The organism is Kosakonia arachidis, from assembly GCF_900116535.1.
GTDB classification, from domain to species: domain Bacteria; phylum Pseudomonadota; class Gammaproteobacteria; order Enterobacterales; family Enterobacteriaceae; genus Kosakonia; species Kosakonia arachidis.
The window spans coordinates 1,568,287-1,590,653 of sequence record NZ_FPAU01000001.1; the positions used below are offsets into that span (position 1 = coordinate 1,568,287).

17 protein-coding genes, 1 tRNA gene and 1 pseudogene are annotated in these 22,367 nt (G+C 51.3%); 9 read left to right on the forward strand and 10 right to left on the reverse strand.

Annotation, left to right across the window (positions count from 1 at the left end; genetic code table 11):
• Positions 1-819 precede the first annotated feature (819 nt).
• Together BM427_RS07580 and cspE are read right to left on the reverse strand one after the other, a co-directional pair.
• Positions 820-900, reverse strand: a tRNA-OTHER gene (locus tag BM427_RS07580).
• Between the two features lie 15 nt (positions 901-915).
• Positions 916-1,128 (reverse strand): transcription antiterminator/RNA stability regulator CspE, encoded by a 213-nt coding sequence (gene cspE / locus BM427_RS07585; RefSeq protein WP_007371983.1) that lies wholly within the window; start codon positions 1,126-1,128, stop codon positions 916-918.
• A 987-nt stretch (positions 1,129-2,115) separates the two neighbouring features.
• On the opposite strand from cspE, the gene nifJ reads away from it, so the two are divergent.
• From nifJ to ttcA, 5 genes and pseudogenes are all read left to right on the forward strand, one after another.
• Positions 2,116-5,640, forward strand: coding sequence for a pyruvate:ferredoxin (flavodoxin) oxidoreductase (gene nifJ / locus BM427_RS07595; RefSeq protein ID WP_090120517.1), 3,525 nt, complete (start codon positions 2,116-2,118; stop codon positions 5,638-5,640).
• 120 nt (positions 5,641-5,760) lie between these two features.
• Positions 5,761-5,973: a KTSC domain-containing protein gene (locus tag BM427_RS07600; protein WP_090120518.1), complete on the forward strand. Its 213-nt coding sequence runs from the start codon at positions 5,761-5,763 to the stop codon at positions 5,971-5,973.
• A 69-nt stretch (positions 5,974-6,042) separates the two neighbouring features.
• A complete protein-coding gene (locus tag BM427_RS07605) occupies positions 6,043-6,369 on the forward strand; it encodes an antibiotic biosynthesis monooxygenase family protein (protein WP_090120520.1) in 327 nt (108 codons plus the stop codon).
• A 215-nt stretch (positions 6,370-6,584) separates the two neighbouring features.
• Positions 6,585-6,718, forward strand: a pseudogene (locus BM427_RS26460) (site-specific integrase); the annotation flags it as partial.
• A 104-nt stretch (positions 6,719-6,822) separates the two neighbouring features.
• On the forward strand, positions 6,823-7,758 hold the full coding sequence (gene ttcA, locus BM427_RS07615) for a tRNA 2-thiocytidine(32) synthetase TtcA (RefSeq protein ID WP_090120522.1): 936 nt from the start codon (positions 6,823-6,825) through the stop codon (positions 7,756-7,758).
• A gap of 36 nt (positions 7,759-7,794) precedes the next feature.
• Here ttcA and dbpA read toward each other — a convergent pair whose 3' ends face one another.
• From dbpA to BM427_RS07635, 4 genes are all read right to left on the reverse strand, one after another.
• A complete protein-coding gene (gene dbpA / locus BM427_RS07620) occupies positions 7,795-9,165 on the reverse strand; it encodes an ATP-dependent RNA helicase DbpA (RefSeq protein ID WP_090120524.1) in 1,371 nt (456 codons plus the stop codon).
• Positions 9,166-9,194: 29 nt separating this feature from the next.
• Complete coding sequence (ynaL, locus tag BM427_RS26225; protein WP_090120723.1) at positions 9,195-9,365, reverse strand: proline-rich small protein YnaL; 171 nt, start codon at positions 9,363-9,365, stop codon at positions 9,195-9,197.
• A 270-nt stretch (positions 9,366-9,635) separates the two neighbouring features.
• On the reverse strand, positions 9,636-10,619 hold the full coding sequence (zntB, locus tag BM427_RS07630; protein WP_090120525.1) for a zinc transporter ZntB: 984 nt from the start codon (positions 10,617-10,619) through the stop codon (positions 9,636-9,638).
• A gap of 147 nt (positions 10,620-10,766) precedes the next feature.
• Positions 10,767-11,957, reverse strand: coding sequence for a methyl-accepting chemotaxis protein (locus BM427_RS07635; RefSeq protein WP_090120527.1), 1,191 nt, complete (start codon positions 11,955-11,957; stop codon positions 10,767-10,769).
• Between the two features lie 448 nt (positions 11,958-12,405).
• On the opposite strand from BM427_RS07635, the gene BM427_RS07640 reads away from it, so the two are divergent.
• Together BM427_RS07640 and BM427_RS07645 are read left to right on the forward strand one after the other, a co-directional pair.
• On the forward strand, positions 12,406-14,541 hold the full coding sequence (locus tag BM427_RS07640) for a putative bifunctional diguanylate cyclase/phosphodiesterase (RefSeq protein WP_090120529.1): 2,136 nt from the start codon (positions 12,406-12,408) through the stop codon (positions 14,539-14,541).
• 96 nt (positions 14,542-14,637) lie between these two features.
• A complete protein-coding gene (locus BM427_RS07645; protein ID WP_090120530.1) occupies positions 14,638-15,861 on the forward strand; it encodes a GGDEF domain-containing protein in 1,224 nt (407 codons plus the stop codon).
• A gap of 75 nt (positions 15,862-15,936) precedes the next feature.
• Here BM427_RS07645 and BM427_RS07650 read toward each other — a convergent pair whose 3' ends face one another.
• Positions 15,937-16,125, reverse strand: a complete 189-nt coding sequence (locus BM427_RS07650; RefSeq protein ID WP_007371969.1) for a YdiH family protein — start codon at positions 16,123-16,125, stop codon at positions 15,937-15,939.
• A 431-nt stretch (positions 16,126-16,556) separates the two neighbouring features.
• Positions 16,557-18,173: a peptide ABC transporter substrate-binding protein gene (locus BM427_RS07655; protein WP_090120532.1), complete on the reverse strand. Its 1,617-nt coding sequence runs from the start codon at positions 18,171-18,173 to the stop codon at positions 16,557-16,559.
• A 198-nt stretch (positions 18,174-18,371) separates the two neighbouring features.
• On the opposite strand from BM427_RS07655, the gene mpaA reads away from it, so the two are divergent.
• A complete protein-coding gene (mpaA, locus tag BM427_RS07660; protein WP_090120534.1) occupies positions 18,372-19,085 on the forward strand; it encodes a murein tripeptide amidase MpaA in 714 nt (237 codons plus the stop codon).
• On the opposite strand, the gene ycjG is transcribed toward mpaA, so the two are convergent.
• The gene (gene ycjG / locus BM427_RS07665) at positions 19,076-20,041 is read right to left on the reverse strand and encodes an L-Ala-D/L-Glu epimerase (protein WP_090120537.1); all 966 of its coding nucleotides are present in this window, start codon (positions 20,039-20,041) and stop codon (positions 19,076-19,078) included. The genes mpaA and ycjG overlap by 10 nt on opposite strands.
• A 116-nt stretch (positions 20,042-20,157) precedes the next feature.
• Here ycjG and tpx point away from each other — a divergent pair, with 116 nt between their 5' ends.
• A complete protein-coding gene (tpx, locus tag BM427_RS07670; RefSeq protein ID WP_090120538.1) occupies positions 20,158-20,664 on the forward strand; it encodes a thiol peroxidase in 507 nt (168 codons plus the stop codon).
• Between the two features lie 41 nt (positions 20,665-20,705).
• Here tpx and tyrR read toward each other — a convergent pair whose 3' ends face one another.
• Entirely contained in the window at positions 20,706-22,247 is a 1,542-nt protein-coding gene (gene tyrR, locus BM427_RS07675) for a transcriptional regulator TyrR (protein ID WP_090120724.1), read from the reverse strand.
• Positions 22,248-22,367 lie beyond the last annotated feature (120 nt).

Below are 22,367 nucleotides of genomic sequence, written 5' to 3' on the forward strand. Positions count from 1 at the left end.
TTTGTGTCCTCTTGGCAAAGCCTTTCCGAAGCCCTTCGGGCGGGTTCCTTGATAGCATTGGTATCAGATCCGGTTGTACGAATTCATGTAGTGGATTTCCGGAGCCTGAAATAAAAAAACCTGCCCAGTGAGCAGGTTGCTTATAGCGTATTTTTTATGAACAGGAAGAATTCAACCCTGGAGCCTGCGGAAGAATTGCTCAGTTGATTCCCGGACGTGCTCATCAGGGTTCTCGGCAATATCCCCCTCCCCTGAAGAATGTCGAACGTAGCTACTTTTTTGCCCGTGAAGCAAGGCAGGAGAAGAACCTGCATAGCCTGCAACTGAACAAAATGACAGAAACAGTAGAAACCATGCAGTTCTCAACGTCTTACCCATCATTCATAACCCGTATGTTGTTGGCATTCAAAAACATAGTGGAGCAATGAAAGTAAAATGCTGTATGTGATACTTAAACGTATCCAGGAAGCTATGAACAATTACGAGGATTGAAATGCAATAATAAATTGACGGGACGCACGACTGGTAGCTTAACATTATTAATGTTCATGACTGTGTGTAATATGAACAAGAATTCTTGCTTACACGATTGGCGTCAGAACTTAGCTCCGCTGTTTCTTCTTTTATTTGGGTCTAATTTTGATTTACATAAGCGGGGCGCAATAATGCATACGCAGGGAACCCTGTTGAAAAGTTTTTTGTTCGTCCGTATTTCTTCAATAAAGAAAACCCGGAAGCAGAAACAATACACACAAAGATAGCAGAACGCTGAAAATAAATAACCCCGCCACATGGGTGGCAGGGCTATCTTACTAAAATTGGGCCGCCATCGAGGGCTCGAACCCCGACCCTACTTCCTGTATATAAAGCATCGCTCTAACCATGCTGAGCTAATGGCGGACAGGGAGTTCTGCATTATATGGCGGAAACATTCCCTGCTGATGGACCTTTTTGCCCATCTTCAATCGTAAATTCTACTTTCTGCCCTTCATTCAGCGTCTTAAAACCGCCGCTCTGGATGGCTGAAAAATGCACGAATACGTCTTTGCTGCCATTGTCAGGCGTGATAAAACCGAACCCTTTGGATTCATTAAACCATTTTACTAAACCAGTCATTTTGTTAGACATAAGCATTTCCTCAATACATAGAGCCTTTCGGCGAAAACGGCTTTCGCACAGAATTAAATTATTAACGATAAGGAGGCTCAAAAAGAAGAATTATCTATGGATAACACTTGTGATGAGGACTGCTTTACTAAACCGCTTTATTACATCTGTGGAACAAACCTACCCCTCATTAATCACATACCTACCAACTTATAGCAAGCTTTATTTTAGATTGATAACCCACGAGGCGAAATACCATACAATGAGCGTTACCCGTAAAATAACGCCCAACGGTAGAAGAGCATCCGGGTAATTTTATCGGACATTGCAATTATCATGACGCTAAAATCCGGCATTATGCTGCTATCTGTTGCATCCTGTAAATACGTTATGTGACTCCAGAGCCTGTTACCCGGCCCCTGCTCGCAGCGGCGTAACCGCCTCAACGCGCAGAATCAACACCGGCAAAGTCAATGAGTGCTACTTACGGGAAAATTGCTGGCTGCATTTCAGTGTATTTTTCCCTGATAGTGCAACGTAATGCTGAATAGGTTATCACAAACATGGCAGATGTGCTTTTGTTGAAGGAGCGACTCATGGAGTGCAATACATTGAAAAATAGAGATAAAAGTCTTTCGAACGCATAGCGCTGCTGAAGAAAGCTAAATCTGAGGCCGATCCGCCTGAACGCAGTGAATTCATTCAGATGATAAATACCGGCCACGCACATCAGATCAAGTATCTATCTTCACTGGTTGTTTATACTGGATAAAGACACGGCGCCTTATACTTCATACCACGTACGGGTACACCAGCGTTTCATTGCCTTCCTGATGGGTAGCAGACATGTCCAACGGGGCGACACCGTCCGGTGAACCAGGATAAATGAGAACAAAGCAGATCAGCCAGACATAATAAATTAAAAATTGCTTTCTGCAGCCCAACATGGAAAGCGTTAGCGCGCAAAAAAACTTGTAAATCTTATAATTAAGCAATGAGAGCATCCATATGATCACGATTGACGGTAATGGCGCAGTGGCCTCAGTGGCCTTTCGTACCAGTGAAGTTATCGCCATATATCCCATAACACCCAGTTCAACGATGGCTGAGCAGGCTGATGCCTGGGCTGGTAACGGCCTGAAGAATGTCTGGGGTGACACGCCCCGCGTTGTTGAAATGCAGTCGGAAGCCGGGGCTATTGCAGCCGTCCACGGCGCACTGCAAACCGGGGCACTCTCAACCTCATTTACCTCATCGCAGGGCCTGCTGCTGATGATCCCGACGTTATACAAACTGGCCGGGCAGCTGACGCCCTTTGTATTGCACGTCGCAGCGCGTACCGTGGCTACTCATGCCCTCTCCATTTTTGGCGATCACTCCGACGTGATGGCGGTGCGACAGACCGGCTGCGCCATGCTCGCTGCGGGTAGCGTGCAGGAAGCGCAGGATTTCGCGCTGATTTCGCATATTGCTACGCTGAAAAGCCGTGTGCCGTTCATTCACTTTTTTGATGGTTTCCGTACCTCACACGAAATCAACAAGATTACGCCGCTGGCGGACGACACTATCCGTAATCTGCTGCCAAAGCAGGAGATTGACGAACATCGTGCCCGTGCGCTGAACCCGGAGCATCCGGTTATTCGCGGCACATCAGCTAACCCGGACACGTACTTCCAGTCCCGCGAGGCGACCAACCCCTGGTACAACGCGGTCTACGCTCATGTCGAACAGGCAATGAACGATTTTGCCGAAGCCACCGGGCGCAGCTACAAACCGTTCGAATACTACGGCCATCCGCAAGCCGATCGCGTGATTGTGCTGATGGGTTCAGCGATTGGTACCTGCGAAGAGGTAGTTGATGAATTGCTAGCGCGGGGCGAGAAAGTCGGCGTGCTGAAAGTTCGCCTCTATCGTCCGTTCAGCGCCGTGCATTTGCTGGGGGTTCTGCCGGAAAGCGTGCGTACTGTTGCTGTGCTCGATCGCACAAAAGAGCCGGGCGCACCAGCAGAACCGCTTTATCTTGATGTGATGACGGCATTGGCGGAAGCCTTTAACTATGGCAAACGGCAAACCTTGCCCCGCGTGATTGGCGGGCGTTACGGTCTATCGTCCAAAGAGTTTGGCCCGGAATGCGTGCTGGCGGTGTTTAATGAGTTGCGCGCGGCAAACCCTAAACCGCGTTTTACTGTCGGTATCTACGACGACGTGACAAACCTTTCGCTGCCGCTGCCGGAAAACACCCTGCCGTCGCATGCGAAACTGGAAGCGCTGTTTTACGGGTTGGGCAGCGATGGCAGCGTCTCGGCGACCAAAAACAATATCAAGATTATTGGTAACTCTACGCCATGGTACGCTCAGGGTTATTTTGTCTATGACTCGAAAAAAGCGGGCGGCCTCACGGTTTCGCATTTGCGCGTCAGCGAAAGACCAATAAACTCCGCGTATCTGGTTTCACAGGCGGATTTTGTCGGTTGCCATCAGTTGCAGTTTATCGATAAATACCAAATGGCAGAACGACTGAAACCGGGTGGTATTTTTCTGCTCAACACGCCCTACAGCGCAGAGGAAGTGTGGTCGCGTCTGCCGCAGGAAGTTCAGGCGGTGTTGAATCAGAAAAAAGCCCGTTTTTTTGTGGTCAATGCGGCGAAAATCGCCCGCGAATGCAGCCTCGGCGCGCGGATTAATACCGTTATGCAGATGGCGTTCTTCCATCTGACCCATGTGTTGCCTGGCGACAGCGCGCTGGCTGAACTCCAGGGCGCGATCGCCAAGAGCTACAGCAGCAAAGGTCAGGAACTGGTTGAGCGCAACTGGCAGGCGCTGGCGCTGGCACGAGAATCACTGTTCGAAGTACCACTGGGGCCTGTCAATCCGCAGAGCGCGCCCCGTCCACCGGTAGTCTCCGATGCGGCTCCGGATTTTGTAAAAACCGTCACCGCCGCTATGCTGGCGGGCCTTGGCGATGCGTTGCCGGTCTCCGCCCTGCCACCGGACGGCACCTGGCCTGTGGGCACTACTCGCTGGGAAAAACGCAATATCGCGGAAGAAATCCCCATCTGGAAAGAAGATCTCTGTACCCAGTGTAACCACTGTGTTGCCGCCTGCCCGCATTCGGCGATCCGTGCAAAAGTGGTTTCTCCGGCGGCGATGGAAGATGCGCCCAATACGCTCCATTCACTGGACGTGAAATCCCGTGATATGCGCGGACAGAAATATGTCTTGCAGGTCGCGCCGGAAGATTGCACCGGCTGTAATCTGTGTGTTGAAGTCTGCCCGGCAAAAGATCGTCAGAATCCGGACATCAAGGCCATCAATATGATGTCGCGCCTTGAACATGTGGAAGAAGAGAAAGTGAATTATGACTTCTTCCTCGGCCTGCCGGAGATCGACCGCAACACGCTGGAACGCATTGATATCCGTACTTCGCAACTGATCACCCCGCTGTTTGAATATTCCGGTGCGTGTTCCGGCTGTGGTGAAACGCCGTACATCAAACTCCTGACCCAGTTGTATGGCGATCGGATGATGATCGCCAATGCCACCGGCTGTTCCTCCATTTATGGCGGTAATCTGCCTTCTACACCGTATACCACAGACGCTAACGGGCGCGGTCCAGCGTGGGCGAACTCGCTATTTGAGGATAACGCCGAGTTTGGCCTGGGGTTCCGCCTCAGCGTCGATCAGCACCGCCAGCGCGTGATGCGTCTGGTGAATCAATTTGCCGACCATATCCCAGTTGAACTGATTACTGCACTTCATCAGGAAGCTACGCCAGATGTTCGCCGCAAACAGGTTGCCGAACTGCGCAACGCGCTGGCTAATGTTGAGGGTGCACAGCAACTTCTGACCGATGCCGATGCGCTGGTTGAGAAATCGATCTGGCTGATTGGTGGCGATGGCTGGGCCTATGACATTGGTTTCGGCGGGCTGGATCATGTGATGAGCCTGACCGAAAACGTCAATATTCTGGTGCTCGATACCCAGTGCTACTCCAATACTGGCGGCCAGGCATCAAAAGCCACACCGCTGGGCGCGGTGACCAAATTTGGCGAACACGGTAAACGTAAAGCACGCAAAGATCTGGGCATCAGTATGATGATGTACGGTCATGTTTATGTGGCGCAGATTTCCCTTGGCGCACAGTTGAACCAGACCGTGAAAGCCATTCAGGAAGCGGAAGCCTATCCAGGTCCATCGCTGATCATCGCTTACAGCCCGTGCGAAGAGCATGGCTATGACCTGGCGCTGAGCCACGATCAAATGCGTCAGTTGACCGCTACCGGCTTCTGGCCGCTCTACCGTTACGATCCGCGCCGCGAAGAGGAAGGCAAAATCCCGCTGGCGCTGGATTCACGCCCACCGTCTGACGCGCTGGCAGAAACCCTGCTCAATGAGCAGCGCTTCCGCCGTCTGAATGCGCAGCAGCCGGAAGTGGCAGAACAATTGTGGAAAGATGCCGCCGCCGACCTGCAAAAACGCTACAACTTCCTCGCGCAACTGGCCGGAAAAGCAGAGAAAAGCACGTCAGAGTAAGCGTTCAGCCTAAAAAGTCACCGGTTAACACCGGTGGCTTTTTTAACGCACGGATTTCGCATGACACTATCCGCAAGCTGCGTTAATAATCAGTTTTCCCGGGCGGCAGGAGCGAATAACATGCGGCATCATCCCGTAACCTCATCACGCATTTCGTCTATTGGTTATGACAGCCGCGACCACACGCTCGAAATCTGTTTTCATGATAAAAGCATTTATCAGTATCAGAATGTTCCGGAGCGGATTTTCACGGTGTTTCTTAGCGTCGTCTCAAAAGGTCGCTTTTATGATGGTGTGGTAAAAGGAAAATTCCCCGAAAAAAAAGTCGCCTGAACAGGTAGCTGCCCGCTGTTCTTCTCATCTGCCAGGATAAGGTTTTTCACCCTTATAACGGAAAACGCAATGTTCAAAAATAACCCTTCCACACCCTATTACGCAGTGATTTTTACCTCCGTGCGCACAGTGGTTGATGAAGGTTATGGCGCGATGTCCGATCGCATGATGGAACTGGCCGTTAACCAGCCGGGCTTTCTCGGTGTTGATTCCGCACGCGAGGAAGTGGGTATTACCGTCTCATACTGGGATTCGCTAGACGCCATTAAAAACTGGAAAGCAAATGCGGAGCACGTGATTGCACAGAAAACTGGACGGGAAAAGTGGTATAGCGCCTTCACCACGCGCATTTGCCGGGTTGAAAAAGAGTATTCGTTTGCAGCGCCGCAGGAATAACCCGTCGATTTTACTGCCCGGCTGCTTTACTACTCGACAACGTGCCCGGCAATAAATAACAGGATATTTCTCCCTACCACGACGATACAGGTTTGAGGAAGATCCTACGAATAGAAGGCAGTAAAATGCATGATGTTTATATTCAGCGAACCAACAAAAGCGAACGAAAGTCACACTATTCTTTATACTGTGTAGGGGCAAGATGAAATGCGGTCGTAAAACGCGCTGGCATTCGTCGCCGGAATCCGTACCATACGCGCATACTTTTGCCTGCTGGCTTTTGAGTGCCGGCGCTAATCTGTATTTTATTGCCTGCCGGATGGGGCATAAAAACGCGCAAATGGCTTATGGTGCATAGACAGAGGTAATGACTGTCACAGGGAATAATTGGCTTTCCCTTATGGATTTGGTTTGCCCACGTTGTGCTCCCGATGCTTCCAGAGAAAAGAAATAATGACCGAGAAACAAGAGATTACAAAGAAAGAGCAGTACAATCTGAATAAGCTACAGAAACGTCTGCGTCGTAACGTCGGCGAAGCTATTGCCGACTTCAATATGATTGAAGAAGGTGACCGCATTATGGTCTGTCTTTCTGGCGGCAAAGACAGCTACACGATGCTGGAAATTCTGCGTAACCTGCAACAGAGCGCGCCGGTCAATTTTTCGCTGGTGGCGGTCAACCTCGACCAGAAACAACCGGGCTTCCCGGAACATATTCTGCCTCAATATCTGGATTCGCTTGGCGTTGAGTACAAAATTGTGGAAGAGAACACTTACGGCATCGTGAAAGAGAAGATCCCGGAAGGCAAAACCACCTGTTCTCTCTGTTCCCGTCTACGTCGCGGGATCCTCTATCGTACGGCGAGCGAACTGGGCGCAACCAAGATTGCGCTTGGCCACCATCGTGACGACATTCTGCAAACGCTGTTTTTGAATATGTTCTACGGCGGGAAAATGAAAGGTATGCCGCCGAAGCTGATGAGCGATGACGGCAAACATATCGTGATCCGCCCGCTGGCTTACTGCCGCGAAAAAGATATTGAGCGTTTTTCACAAGCGAAAGGTTTCCCGATCATTCCGTGCAACCTGTGTGGTTCGCAACCGAACCTGCAACGCCAGGTTATTGCCGATATGCTACGTGACTGGGACAAACGATATCCTGGGCGCATCGAAACCATGTTCAGTGCTATGCAAAACGTGGTGCCGTCGCATCTTAGCGATGTCAATCTGTTTGATTTCAAGGGTATTACGCATGGATCGGAAGTGGTCAACGGCGGCGATCTGGCGTTTGACCGCGAAGAGATCCCGTTGCAACCGGCTGGCTGGCAGCCGGAAGAAGATGACGCACAGCTCGATGAACTGCGTCTTAATGTCATCGAAGTGAAATAAAATCACAGCCTCGCTGCTCGTGCAGAGAGGCTGTTTTTACAACAGCCTGACGCGGCAGCTTTTGCCTTTAATCTTCCCGTTCTGTAACTGCTTCCACGCCTGACGCGCGACGCTCTGACGAACAGCCACATACACATGCGCCGGATGTACGGTAATTTTACCGATGTCCGCGCCATCCAGCCCCATATCGCCGGTCAGCGCGCCCAGCACATCCCCGGGACGCATTTTGGCTTTTTTACCGCCATCGATACACAGCGTGGCCATTTCCGCTTCGAGCGGTACTACTTTGACGCTAACCGGTGCGTTGCACCAGTTCAGCTTCAGTTGCAGCATTTCTGCAAGAATATTGGCGCGCTGCGCCTCTTCCGGAGCACAAAAACTGATTGCCAGACCGCTATTACCCGCGCGCGCAGTGCGTCCGATACGGTGTACGTGCACTTCCGGATCCCATGCCAGCTCGTAGTTGACAACCAGCTCCAGCGATTTAATGTCCAGACCGCGCGCAGCGACATCGGTCGCCACCAGTACGCGCACGCTGCCGTTGGCAAAACGTACTAACGTTTGATCACGGTCGCGCTGTTCAAGATCGCCATGTAGTGCCAGTGCGTCCTGCCCGGCGGCGTTTAGCGAATCGCACACTTCCTGACAATCTTTTTTGGTATTACAGAACACGACACAAGAAGCCGGACGGTGCTCGCTTAAGAGCTTTTGCAAGAGCGCAACTTTGCCTTGACGGGAAACCTCAAAGAACTGCTGTTCAATGGCGGGCAGCGCATCGACGCTATCGATTTCAATGGTTTCCGGGTCGCGCTGAACACGGCCACTTATGGCAGCAATTGCTTCCGGCCAGGTTGCAGAAAACAGCAGAGTCTGTCGTGAGGCAGGCGCAAAACGGATAACGGCATCAATCGCCTCGCTGAATCCCATATCGAGCATACGATCGGCTTCGTCCATGACCAGCGTTTGCAGACTTTCCAGGGTGATGGTGTTTTTTTGCAGGTGATCGAGCAAACGCCCCGGCGTGGCAACAATAATGTGCGGCGCATGCTGTAATGAATCGCGCTGCGCGCCAAAAGGCTGGCCGCCACAGAGAGTCAGTACTTTGATATTGGGCATATAGCGCGCCAGACGACGTAACTCGCTGGCAACCTGCTCGGCCAATTCACGCGTCGGGCATAAAATAAGAGACTGCGTCTGAAAACGGCTGGCATCAATATGTTGCAATAAGCCCAGCCCAAACGCCGCCGTTTTACCACTGCCTGTTTTTGCCTGCACGCGGACATCTTTTCCGGCGAGAATAGCAGGCAGTGCAGCGGCCTGGACGGGAGTCATAGAGAGATAGCCCAGATCGTTAAGATTCTCGATCTGGGCGGCAGGCAAAGCATTTAAGGTTGAAAAATCGGTCACAATAAAGTCTCGCGATAAAAAGGCTGAGATCAGCAGGCGCGTATCCTCTCAGATCTGCCCTGTTTACGCGACATCTTAATGGGTTCTTCATCCGGCGGTGGGTCCGGCATCGGTTGCGGATGTGGAATGGGATCGGGAATCGGAATCGGATCGGTCGGAATCGGATCGCTGGGATATGAGGAATTACGTGTATTCATCATCGCCTCCTTAACATGAGATACCTTGTTAAGGGTAGACGCAGGTAAAAAAGAGGCAAAAAAAAGCCGACTCATTAAGTCGGCGTCGTACGAATCAATTGTGCTATGCAGTAATTCAAAAAAGGAAGTAAGACAATATGGAGCGCAACGCCCATCGCTTGACGTTGCATTCACCTGCGGGAGGAATATTGCCCTGAATAGGTATTATGTTTATTGACCTCGCTCAAATTATTTGGCGTTTTTATGTTCAAAAAATGTTAAAAAAGTGAAATTTTACAGCCAGTTACTACGATGCAACCACCAGGTAACACCGCCGATCAGTACTACCAACATCATGCAGAAGATCCAAAAACCGAATTGCCAGCCGCCTCCCGGAATGCCGCCCAGATTGACGCCAAACAAGCCAGTAAGAAAGGTACTCGGCAGAAAGACCATTGCCATCAATGACATAGTATAAGTACGTCGTGTCAGCGATTCCTGCATCACCTGAGTAATCTCATCCGTCATCACTGCCGTACGTGCTATACAGGCATCGATCTCATCCAGGCCGCGCCCGAGGCGATCGGCAATATCCTGCATCCGGCGGCGCTGATCGTCGCTCATCCACGCCAGTCGTTCGCTGGCCAGCCGGGAAAAGACATCCCGCTGCGGCGCCATATAACGGCGCATAACAATTAACTGTTTGCGCAGCAACGCCAGAATTCCCCGCGGCGGAATTTGCTGCTCGAGCAGGTTATCTTCCAGATCGATAATCCTGTCGTGCAATGATTCAATAAATTCGCTGGCGTGATCGGTCAACGCATCGCAAACATCCACCAGCCAGGCACCGCTATCCGTCGGACCGGCGCCCTCTTCCAGATCTCTGACCACATCATCCAGCGCCATAACCTTACGCTGACGCGTGGAGACAATCATCCGTGAATCCATGTATAACCGCACGGCCACGAGCTGGTCGGGCCGCTCATCAGTGCTACCGTTAATACAGCGCAGTGTAATTAACGTTCCCTCGCCCAGCCGGCTTACGCGTGGGCGCGTACTTTCGCCGGAAAGCGCATCACGGGCGCTGTTCGGCAGCAACGGCGTTGAGGCCAGCCACTGGGCACTCTCCTGATTGGTATAATTCAGATGTACCCAGCACGGTGTCTGCTCAGTAATAATGTCATCGTCTTCAAGCGGCTTAACGCCGCCTTTTCCATCCAGCCGCCACGCAAAAACCGCATCCGGGACATTCACCCTGGAGCCTTTTAATACTTCCACAGCGCCTCCAAAATCAGCAAGGTATTGCTGTCAGTCTAGCCGGATGAGAATCTTAAGCAATCATCACGCTGAATTTGTTAACAAATTCATGCAAACTGCTAATAAAAAACCCGGTTTATCGGGCATTGTTATTCAGTGCGGATACCTTCAGAAGGAGTGCCAGTAATTTTCCTGATTACGCAAAACTGGCGTTTTGACGCGCTGGTGCTGTTTTTCCGGCGGCAACATGGTCTCTGTTGCCATGCGTGCTGCCGGAGCGACCTCGATCAGCCGGAATTTACCGGTCCTTTTTTGTAACGCCTCAACCTGATGTTTCAGCACGTCAGAGGAACCGGCAAGTTCATCGACCGTAGTGACGTTGCTTTGCGTCACTTTTTCCAGCTCCGCCAATACCAGGGTGATCTGCGAAATGCCTTTTTCCTGCTGCAGCGTCGTGACGGCAATATCATCCATCAACTTACTGACCATGCTCGCGCCGGAAACAATATCATGCATATTTTGTTCTGCTTCATTCACCACTGTCGCACCCTGCGTCACGTTATCTGTCGTTTCAGCAATCAGGGATTTGATATTTTTCGCCGCCTCAGCGCTACGATGCGCAAGGCTACGCACTTCACCGGCGACTACGGAGAACCCCTTCCCGTGATCGCCTGCCCGCGCGGCCTCTACCGCCGCATTGAGCGCCAAAATATTGGTCTGGAAAGCGATACCGTCAATAATCGAAATAATTTCCGTCATCTGATTGGCACATTCAGTAATTGACTGCATATTTTTCGCGACCTTCCCCATTAAATCCCCGCCTTTTAACGCACAGCTTGTAGCATCTTTCGCGCGGGTGCTGGCGATGCGTGTATTATCGGCATTATTTTTGGTACTGGAAGCCATCTGTTCCATGCTTGAGGCGGTCTGTACCAGCGCAGCAGATTGCTCCTCGGTTTTCACGGAGAGGTCAGCACTGCGCGTGGCCAGTTCAGCCGAAAGATCGAGGGCAGAATCCGAAGAGGCGCGAATTTCTCTGACTAAGGTAGCGATGCTGGCAGAAAGTGAGTTGATTCCGGGTATTAAGCGACCGGCGCAGTTATTTCCAAACTCAGGAATAACAATAGAAAGATTACCCGATGTTACCTCTTCTATGCTTTTTTTAACGGTATTAATCGGCGTCACTAAATAGTGCGTCATATACAGCCAAAGTAATGCGAGTGAAGTTATGAAAACAACTGAGGTGGTCATAATGAGGGTGGCATTTTTTGAGAGAATGATCACTAAAGTTTCCGTAAAAATAAAAGAAGAAAGCCAAAATAAAATAATAAAAGCCCTTACACTAATATGTCTTAGCATAGTGATACCACCAAACTTTGGAACACGGTAAGATCGTTATAGCACTCGAAATATACTTTCACACGATGAAATTGATACTGCGCAAAGTTCACATCTAAATAATATTAATTTAGATTAAGTCATTGAACTTATCTACATGCCAACAGTAAACCCAACATAAGCAGCCTAATAACCCGACGAAGTCGGAATTCACTGCCTGGATATATCATATAAAACTCGCATCACTCAGTGACCCTCGAAGCATATTTTTCCTTAATTTTCTTTCAAACTCTATTAAAGCATTCACTTTTTTAAGTTCCTGCTATTAATGTCGATAAATAAAAGATGATCCATGTTTATTAATTTTTCCTTGCACGAATAAATCCACCCAACCATTAAATTCATCAGGTTAGTTGCTAAAATTAGTGCCAGGATTACATATCAACTCTTTTGCCTGCGTGGATGACATATGCTCTATGTTTCGTGGGACCCTATTCTGGTCGGCATCTCTTTTTTGGTGGCATTCATTGCCTCATTTGTCGCACTGGATAGCGCAGGTAAAGTGCTGAACTCAGAACCTCGTAGGGCCCTGTTCTGGCGGATTTCTGGTGGAGCTACATTGGGTATGGGTATCTGGTCAATGCATTTTGTTGGTATGCTGGCGATGAAAATGCCGATAATGATGCATTATGATTTTGAATTAACCATCCTCTCATTTGTTATTGCTTTACTGGCCTCCACCTTGTCGCTCAATATCGCCGTCAGCGGCCATACTTTGTCGACAAGACGCCTGATTTTCTCCACTCTCGTTCTCGGTAGCGGCGTGGTGTCGATGCATTATATCGGCATGGCGGCGATGATGAGCTTCGTCAGCATTTACTGGAACATCCCGCTGGTGGCGCTGTCGCTGGTGATTGCCATTGCCAGCGCCTGGGTCGCTCTGTGGCTGGCATTCAGCCTGCGGCAAAATACGCATGGCATCTTTATTAATCGCGTTTATGCTTCGCTGGTGATGGGCATTGCCATTTGCGCCATGCACTACACCGGCATGAGCGCCGCGACCTTCAGTAATGACGGGCTCGGCATTATCGTGCGTAGCGATGCGCTACATATCATGGGCCGCAGCGTCGGTGAGCAAGGACTATCGCTGTGGGTCGCTACTACAACGCTGGTGATTTTTGGCATCATGCTGTTTATCTCAATGATCGATTCACAATTGCGGACAGCACGTCTGACCGACAGTCTGCGCCAGTTAAACCTACAACTGGAGAAACAGGCGCATTATGATCCGCTCACCGGGCTGGCAAACCGTATTCAGTTCGATATTTTACTGGATTCCTGCCTGAATAGCGCAGCAGAAGAGCAGACGACCTTCGCGCTGATTTATATGGACCTGGATCGCTTCAAGCTGGTGAATGATGCCTGGGGGCACCATATTGGCGACCGCCTGCTGGTTGCGGTGGCAGAAAGACTTTCAGCCTGCATTAATGACAAAATGTCGCTGGCCAGACTCGGCGGCGACGAGTTTACGCTGCTTGTGCCACAGACCAGTGAGGAAGAAGTTGACGCCCTGATTCGCCGTATGATCGCCACTATTCAGCACCCTTTTTATGAATTAAGCCATGTCATCAATGTATCGCTTAGCGCCGGGGTGAGTTTTTATCCAGAGCACGGTGAAAACGCCCATGAGCTGAAGCTGAAGGCCGACACCGCTATGTACAGTGTTAAGCAGGAAGGAAGCAACGGCTGGGCGATTTATCACACCGGAATGGCACAGAAAACCGCCGATGCACCGCAGTTCTTGCAGGATTTATCGCAGGCTCTGGCGCGCAATCAGTTTGAACTCTGGTATCAGCCGCAATATACCGCGCCCGAACACACCCTGACCGGATTCGAAGCCCTGCTGCGCTGGCGTCACCCGCAGCAGGGGGTTTTGCTGCCGGCAACGTTTCTGCCGATGCTGGAAAAAACCGGGCTGATTATCTCTGTTGGTCAGTGGGTGATTGAATCTGCCTGTCGCCAGTTACATTGCTGGAATAACCAGGGTTTTCCCCACCTGACATTGGCGATCAATCTCTCGCCCATCCAGTTCGAACAGCATAATATTTATGAACAGGTCACTGATGCTTTGACCCGTTATCATGTCGACCCAACCCGCCTGACACTGGAAATCACCGAAAACACCGCGCTGAAAAACCTTGAGCGTAGCGTTCATCTGCTGACCCAGTTTGCGCAGTTGGGGATCACTGTGGCGATTGATGATTTTGGTACCGGCTATTCCAATATGTTGATGCTAAAAAAATTGCCTGCCACTGAACTCAAAATTGATAAAAGTTTTGTGAAAGATATTCGCGAAAATAGCCGCAACGTGAAAATCGTCTCAACGATAATCGACATTGCCCACTCGATGAATATGCGTGTGATCGCCGAAGGAATAGAAACGACAGAACAGCATGCATTGCTCACCAATATGGGCTGTGCTTTTTTACAGGGTTTCCTGTTTGCTCGTCCGCAACCTGTTGAGAAGATTTCAGTGCTGCTTGAACATAAACCTTTCGCGATGTCACTGGAATGTTCAGAGTCGTCACAAAAAAAACCTGCATAAAGCTCTACATTTCATGTGTGTTGCAATAAAGTTAGTAAATTGCCGCTATATCTGACCAGCGGCGACATTGCAACCTGCGCGATAAGTGGAGTAGTCATGCTAAAATATCACCTGGATGCGCTGAATGTCCTCTCCACGCCGGTTTGGGTGGTCGCTCCTGACACGGAAACGTTGCTATTTTCTAACACACAGGCGCAGAAGCTGGCGGCAGGGCGTTCATTGCGTGAAATGCGCAGTGGCTTCTTTTCTGCCGTTGCGCAGATCACCCTTTCAATGTATTTACCCTGCCTGCAAAATCACGAAGATGTGGTCGAAATCTGGAGTATTTGCCCCTCCGGTGAAGAGTGTATGATCAGTTGCCGCGCCGTGCTGCGCGAACTTGAAACAGTCGGTGAAGTGCTCATTTTCGAGGGCATTTCCGGAGGTGCTGCGGCCGCTGCGCTAAAGGCCAGCCACCCCTCAGCTTACCGGCCGCGTAAGCACGGGTTCTATGCCCGCTTTTTCTATACGACGTCAGCCCCAATGCTGCTTATTGATCCCGTCCGCGATGGCCTGATCGTAGAGGCTAATCTCGCTGCTCTGCGCTTTTATGGTTACGATCATGAAGAGATGTGCAAGATGCATACATGGGAAATTAACACCATGGGGCGCAACGTCTTGCCAGTGATGTCAGAAATCGCCAACCTGCCTGGTGGACATAAGCCACTCAATTTTATTCATCAGTTGGCCGATGGTTCAATGCGGCATGTGCAAACCTACGCCGGGCCAATTGAGATATACGGCGAACGGCTGATGTTATGCATTATTCATGATATTACGGAACAGAAGCGGCTTGAGCAGGAGCTGGAATACGCTGCGCACCGTGATGCCCTCACCGGGCTGTTGAACCGCCGTCAGTTTTATCACCTGACTGAGCATGTTCTGCCGACCGTACTCGATTTTTGCGTCATGCTGGTCGATGCAGATCATTTCAAACATATTAACGATCAATTCGGTCATCAGTGCGGTGACGAAGTGCTGATCGAACTTGCACGCACGCTGGAAGCCAATAGTCGCAGGGGTGATTATGTCTTTCGCTGGGGCGGTGAAGAATTTTTACTGTTGTTGCCGCATACCAACCTGGATACCGCGCTGGACGTGGCGGAAACCATCCGCCAGGCGGTAGTGAATATCGCCACGCCCGGTCTGCCTGGCTTTACCGTCAGTATCGGCGTCGCGCGCCATTTGCAAAATGAAAGCCTCGATGCCATGTTCCGTCGCGTTGATGAAGCGCTTTATCGCGCAAAAAATAACGGTCGTAACCAGGTGCTTGTCGCCTGAATAGAGCCAAAAAAAGCGCCCTCTTTCGGGCGCTATTACGGTATTACGGTATTACGGTATTACGGTATTACGGTATTAATGAATGCCCAACCGCCAGGCAAAATCGATCTCTTCTTTCAATTCGGTATGTGAGAGCGTCAGCAAATCCGCGAACTCCAGCCGGAGTCGTTTGAGTTTTTTGAGGTACTCGGCCGGTGTCATCGCGCTGCGATCGCGACGCAGATATTCGATAGCCAGTTGGGTTGGGTCTAATTCAGTCTCCATAACGTCCTCTGAGGTAGTAAACACCAAACTACTATACCACCTAATACTGTCTGTTTTTTGACCATAATCGTAAAAGAGCCGGGTTTACCCGCGAAAAATGCTGTTCTCGACGACCATACCAAAAAAGGGCCGAGCCGCGAAAATGATAAAGATTATCTTTCTCTATCCAGAATAGTTGAGTCTAACATTCAGATATCCCGTACAAGATTGCCCACATTGCTTCCGGTATTTTTCGTCCGTTCAATGTAGCGGCAACAGGCTTTTTTACCGCGGCCCTGAGACGGCAATTCACATTTTCGTGATGCTCCACATTTCCTTCATTGTCCCTTCACATTTTTTAAGTAAAATTTTTAACATTCCTGCTAAGACAGGAGTGATTCCGCAATCAATGAGTTTCCCCTTACTTCCCGTGACGTAAGGGGATTTTTTTATCAATGTTTAATAATGTATAACGTGCGGCTGTATGCCACATCTTCCGGATTGTTAATTGGGTATCCTTTCAGCCACGGCTTAATCAAACGCCCATTGGTGTACTGATAAATCGGCGCAATTGGCGCTTTTTCGGCAATGAGATGCTCCGCCGCGTTGTAATCCATATTGCGCGCTTTGGCGCTGGTTTCCTGCGCCGCCTGGGCAACCACTTTGTCATAGCTTTCATCATTGAAGCGCGAAATATTGCTGCTGCTTCCCGACGTCAGGATCGACAGGAACGTGGATGGTTCGTTGTAGTCCCCCACCCATGAGGCGCGGATCACATCAAAATTGCCGCTGTTACGGCTGTCGACATAGGTTTTCCACTCCTGGTTTTGCAGCGTCACATCCGCGCCCAGAGTCTGTCGCCACATGGAGGCCACTGCGATAGCAATCTTCTGGTGATTTTCCGAGCTATTATACAGCAACCGGAGTTTAAGCGGCCGCTGTGGGCCATAACCTGCCGCCTGCAATAGCGTTTTCGCCTGCGCGTTCAACTCTGCCTGACTCATCGATTCAAACGGTGAACGTTCCGGGGTGAAACCTGCGGTCACATCCGGCGTTAAACGCCATGCGGGTTTCTCGCCGGTGCCCAGCACTTTTTGCGCGATAACCCGACGGTCGATGGTCATACTCAGCGCCAGGCGTACGCGGGGATCGGACGTTGGGCCTTTTTGCGTATTAAATGCGTAGTAATACGTGCCCAGTTGCGGCGGTGTGTAGACCTGCCCCGGGATATCTTTCAACAACTTCTGATAGAGGTTTTTCGGGAAAGATTCTGTAATGTCGACGCCATTCGCCAGATAACGTTTGGTTGCAGCAGACTCCTGATTGATGGGCATAAACGTCACCTTATCGATCACGGTTTTGCCATCATCCCAGTAGTGCTTGTTGCGGCTGAGCACCAACTTTTCATTCACTACACGATCGCTCAACACAAACGCGCCGTTACCGACCAGATGACCTGGACGCGTCCATTCTGCGCCGCTCTCAACGTTCGCTTTTTGCACCGGATAAAGTGCGAAATTGGCCGCAAGACTCGGGAACCACGGTACGGAGCGAGAAAGTTGCACCCGCAATGTGTGCGCATCCACCGCGCTGACGCCGAGCTTATCCGGCGTCGCTTTACCCGCGGTAATATCCTGCGCATTGGCCAGCCCCGCTAGCGCCGCAAAGCTGGCAAAAGGTGAGGTCGTTTTCGGATCCACCAGACGCTGCCAGCTATAAACGAAATCCTCTGCGGTTACCGGGGAGCCATCAGACCAGCGGGCATTGTCGCGCAGGGTAAAAATCCAGATGCGGTTATCATTGCTCTGCCATTTGCTGGCGACGCCGGGAATAATGTTGCCCTTCTCGTCCTGATTCACCAGACCTTCAAACAGGTCACGCAGCACCTGAATCTCCGGCAGGCCAACAGCTTTAGCGGGATCCAGCGAGGCGGGTTCGTCTTTCAGATGACGCACAACCTCCTGCGTTGCCGCCAGTTGCGTACCTGGAGGAACATCAGCCGCAAACGATACTGAAGAAAAACCGCACAGCCAGAGCGCGCAACACAGCCTGGAAACTCGATGCGTCATAAGATCCCCTTTTGATATGTCATTTCCCGGCAAACCCGGCAATTGAAGTGTAATTATTTGTTTTAACATAGCGGAATGCAAATCTGGTCAGTCGAAAAATTGATGCTGGACAGTAATTTAACCTCCATGGCAAGATTTGCGTCGTACCGATTTTTGCTCAACACTTGTTGTAAGCAAACACCAGAACAGAGGAAGCTAATGCCTTTCACACGTCCACGTCCGCAGCGGGGCCGTTTTGCCCCCGGAAGCGAAGAGTTTGGCCGCTCATTGCTCGGTGCACCGCTGATCTGGTTTCCGGCGCCCGTCGCCACGCACGAAAGCGGTTTGATTATTGCCGGGACGCATGGTGACGAAAACTCCTCGGTTGTCACACTTTCCTGCGCCCTGCGTACGCTGAAAGCCGATCTACGTCATCATCATGTGCTCCTGGCGGTCAATCCCGACGGTTGCCAGCTTGGCCTGCGTGCGAACGCCAACGGCGTCGATCTCAACCGGAATTTTCCCGCCGCCAACTGGAAAGCAGGTGAAACGGTTTATCGCTGGAACAGCGCCGCCGATGCACGGGATGTGGTGTTACTGACCGGTGACGCACCTGGTTCTGAACCAGAAACGCAGGCGTTGTGCCAGTTGATTCATCGCATTCACCCGGCATGGGTCGTGACGTTCCATGATCCGCTGGCATGTGTGGAAGATCCGCAGGAAAGTGTGCTTGGCCACTGGTTGTCCAGCGCGTTATCTCTGCCGCTGGTCACTAGTGTTGGTTATGAAACGCCCGGCTCTTTTGGAAGCTGGTGTGCGGATATCGGTCTGCACTGCATCACCGTTGAGTTTCCGCCAATCTCAGCCGACGAAGCGAGCGAAAAGTACCTCGCGGCGGTGACAGAATTACTGCACTGGGATCCTCAAAGATGAAGCGTGCCGGTGGTAAAGTGCAGCGCCGGTTCGACATCCACCGCCAGCCATGTTGGGCCATCGAGATCGGCGAAGCGCACGCGGTTTGCCAGCGGCAGTGCCGCGCTGATGGCGCGTGAAGTGCAAATCATGCAGCCCAACATCAGCGCAAAACCCTGCTTTGCGGCCTCGTCGGCCAGCGCCAGCGCTTCCGTCAGACCACCGGTTTTATCCAGCTTGATGTTGACCATCTCATAACGTCCGTGTAATGACGCCAGGCTTTCCCGCGTATGGCAACTCTCGTCAGCGCAAATGGGCAACGGATGGATAAAGTTGGCCAGCATCTCGTCGCCCCCGGCCGGAAGCGGTTGTTCCAGCATCGCCACGCCTAAATCCGCCAGCAGTTGGCAGCGCGCCACAAGGCCTTCGGCATGCCACGACTCGTTGGCATCAACAATCAGTGTCGCCGCAGGCGCTGCAGCGCGGATCGCCACCAGTCGCTCACTGATCAAGTGATCGTCAAGCTTCACTTTCAGCAACTGAGCGCCTTTCTCGCTGAGCGCCGCCGCGCTGGCCGCCATCTGCTCCGGTGTGCCAATCACCACGGTCTGCGCCGTAGTGATGCTTTGCGGCAATGTAATGCCTGCATAGTGTGTCAGGGTCTGGGTCGCTTTGCGCGCCGCCAAATCCCAGAGCGCAGAATCCACGGCGTTTCGCGCAGCACCGGGTGGCAAGAGCGTTTGCAGCTCCTCGCGGCTAAGTCGGTTTTCCAGTTGCGGTACAATGGTCAGTATCTGCGCCATGACTGACGCTTCGCTCTCACCGTAGCGTGGATACGGCGTACATTCACCCGAGGCTTTGATGCCATCCTCTTCCAGCTCAACCACCACCACGCGCGCTTCGCTGCGGGCGCCGCGCGAGATTACGAACGGGGTATGCAGCGGCCAGGTTTCCTCATAAACTTTAACGTTGCGCATTCCTCTCTCCTCTGCCGCAATGTAAACCAGTATAGATGTGAAAATTGGTTTGCCGTGTTCTCAGCGGATGGCATACACTAGCCCCGACGTTAATTATATGTAAACAGGAAGATATTATGTCACAACTCGTTCATTTTCAGGGCAATCCGGTTCCCGTTGCAGGCGCAATCCCGCAGGTTGGCGCACAAGCCAAACCGTTTACGCTTGTGGCTAAAGACCTGTCTGACGTCTCTCTCGCACAGTTCTCGGGCAAACGCAAAGTACTGAATATTTTCCCGAGCATTGATACCGGTGTTTGTGCAGCTTCTGTGCGGAAATTCAATCAGTTAGCCACTGAAATTAACAACACACTGGTGTTATGCATTTCTGCAGATCTGCCGTTTGCGCAATCGCGCTTCTGTGGCGCGGAAGGTCTGAGCAATGTGGTTACGCTGTCAACGCTGCGTAGCGCTGATTTTCTGGAAAACTACGGCGTGGGTATTTCTGAAGGCGCACTGAAAGGTCTGGCAGCACGCGCTGTTGTGGTGCTTGATGAAAACGATAAGGTTATTTTCAGCCAGTTGGTCAATGAAATTACCACTGAGCCGGATTACACCGCGGCACTTGACGTACTGAAATCCTGATATTTCAGCCCGGCAGCGAACGCTGCCGGGTTTTCTTTACTCTACTCTTCGCTTTTCTTCTGGCTTAAACCATATTCCCGCAACTTGTTGGCAATCGCCGTGTGCGATACGCCAAGCCTGCGCGCCAGTTTACGCGTACTGGGGTAGTTGCGATAAAGCTGCGTCAGCACCGAACGTTCAAAACGGCTGGTGATCTCATCCAGCGAACCTTCCATTGCATCCTCATCCACAGCCACAGCTGCCGCGTCGTAATCCGGCAACATAATATCCTGAGCGCGCAGCTCATAACCTTCCAGTTGCGTTAACGCCCGATAGATGGCGTTTTTCAACTGACGGACGTTGCCCGGCCAGCTATAGCGGTTTAGCAACGGCGGCAAATCCTGTGATAATTTCGGTCGTGGTACACCCTGCTCATCGGCGAAACGGGCGACAAACAGTTCCGTCAGCGGCATGATGTCCTGCGGACGTTCGCGCAGCGGCGGCAAATTCAGCGTCAGGACATTCAGACGATAATAGAGATCCTCGCGAAATACCCCCTTCTGTACCAGCTCCACCAGGTTACGTTGGGTGGCGCAAATCACTCTGACATCAACATGCACTTCATGATCTTCGCCAACGCGGCGGAAGGTACCATCGTTGAGGAAACGCAGCAGTTTGACCTGCATACGCGGAGACATTTCGCCAATTTCATCCAGCAGTACAGAGCCGCCGTTAGCCTGCTCAAAAAACCCTTTTTTCCCTTCCGGCGCATGACCGAAAAGTTCGCTCTCGACCGATTCTTCCGGAATCGATGCGCAGTTAAGTGCCAGATATGGCTTCATCGCTCGCGGACTAGCAAGGTGACAGGCATGCGCCAGCAAATCTTTCCCTGTGCCGGTATCGCCGGTAATCAACAGCGGCGCGGTCAACGTTGCCAGTTTGCGCGCCTGCTCGACAACATGCTTCATCTTCTGACTGGCAGCGACAATCTGGCTAAAAGCGCTTACATCCTGCGGACTGATATTCTGTAACTGCCGCCCCATGCGCACGGTGGAACGTAGCATAACAACGGCGCCAGTCAGCATCGGTTCGCCTGTTTCCCCTTCCAAATGAACCGGAGTAATTTCCATCAGGAAGTTTTGTCCGCCGATCACCACATGTTCGCTATGGGAGGTATGTGGGTTCCCCTCCAGCCAACGCTGAAAGTTAAAACCGGGGATCAGTTGCGCGGCATTGTGGTTGCGTAATTTGTCGCTATCTTGCGTGAAAAGCTGGCAACTCGCCGGGTTTGCCAGCTCAATTTTACTTTTCATGTCCAGCGAAAGTACTGGCTCCGGAAGTGCTTCCAGCAGTGCGCTAAGGGCGCGGTGCTCACGTTCAGAAGGCATCCACGATACGGTGCGAACGTCAGTAACGCCGGAAATGCGGCGAATTTCGGCCATCAGGCTACTGAATGTATCGAACTGAAGTGCGGCAAAATTGAGGTAAATGCGCCCGACCGGGTCAATTTCAATACCGCGCAAATCAATACCGCGCAGCACCAGTAAATCGAGCAATTCACGTGCCAGACCAAGACGATCCTCGCAAAAAACTTCAAGACGCATGGGAATAACCACCCTTTTTTCATTCACGTATTAAAGGATGATAAGCCACTTCCTGGCTGGCAGGAAGATGTCTGTCAACAAATATTGACAGCCTGCCGGAAATAGCGGCATTACGCTGTA

Bases quoted from the DNA above. Each gene is read 5' to 3' on its own strand.
- BM427_RS07655 (WP_090120532.1), bottom strand. From the start codon at position 18,173: ATGACGCATCGAGTTTCCAGGCTGTGTTGCGCGCTCTGGCTGTGCGGT.
- tpx (WP_090120538.1), top strand. From the start codon at position 20,158: ATGTCACAACTCGTTCATTTTCAGGGCAATCCGGTTCCCGTTGCAGGC.
- BM427_RS07605 (WP_090120520.1), top strand. From the start codon at position 6,043: ATGTTCAAAAATAACCCTTCCACACCCTATTACGCAGTGATTTTTACC.
- ycjG (WP_090120537.1), bottom strand. From the start codon at position 20,041: ATGCGCAACGTTAAAGTTTATGAGGAAACCTGGCCGCTGCATACCCCG.
- tyrR (WP_090120724.1), bottom strand. From the start codon at position 22,247: ATGCGTCTTGAAGTTTTTTGCGAGGATCGTCTTGGTCTGGCACGTGAA.
- BM427_RS07600 (WP_090120518.1), top strand. From the start codon at position 5,761: ATGCGGCATCATCCCGTAACCTCATCACGCATTTCGTCTATTGGTTAT.
- nifJ (WP_090120517.1), top strand. From the start codon at position 2,116: ATGATCACGATTGACGGTAATGGCGCAGTGGCCTCAGTGGCCTTTCGT.
- ttcA (WP_090120522.1), top strand. From the start codon at position 6,823: ATGACCGAGAAACAAGAGATTACAAAGAAAGAGCAGTACAATCTGAAT.
- ynaL (WP_090120723.1), bottom strand. From the start codon at position 9,365: ATGATGAATACACGTAATTCCTCATATCCCAGCGATCCGATTCCGACC.
- BM427_RS07635 (WP_090120527.1), bottom strand. From the start codon at position 11,957: ATGCTAAGACATATTAGTGTAAGGGCTTTTATTATTTTATTTTGGCTT.
- cspE (WP_007371983.1), bottom strand. From the start codon at position 1,128: ATGTCTAACAAAATGACTGGTTTAGTAAAATGGTTTAATGAATCCAAA.
- BM427_RS07640 (WP_090120529.1), top strand. From the start codon at position 12,406: ATGCTCTATGTTTCGTGGGACCCTATTCTGGTCGGCATCTCTTTTTTG.
- BM427_RS07645 (WP_090120530.1), top strand. From the start codon at position 14,638: ATGCTAAAATATCACCTGGATGCGCTGAATGTCCTCTCCACGCCGGTT.
- mpaA (WP_090120534.1), top strand. From the start codon at position 18,372: ATGCCTTTCACACGTCCACGTCCGCAGCGGGGCCGTTTTGCCCCCGGA.
- BM427_RS07650 (WP_007371969.1), bottom strand. From the start codon at position 16,125: ATGGAGACTGAATTAGACCCAACCCAACTGGCTATCGAATATCTGCGT.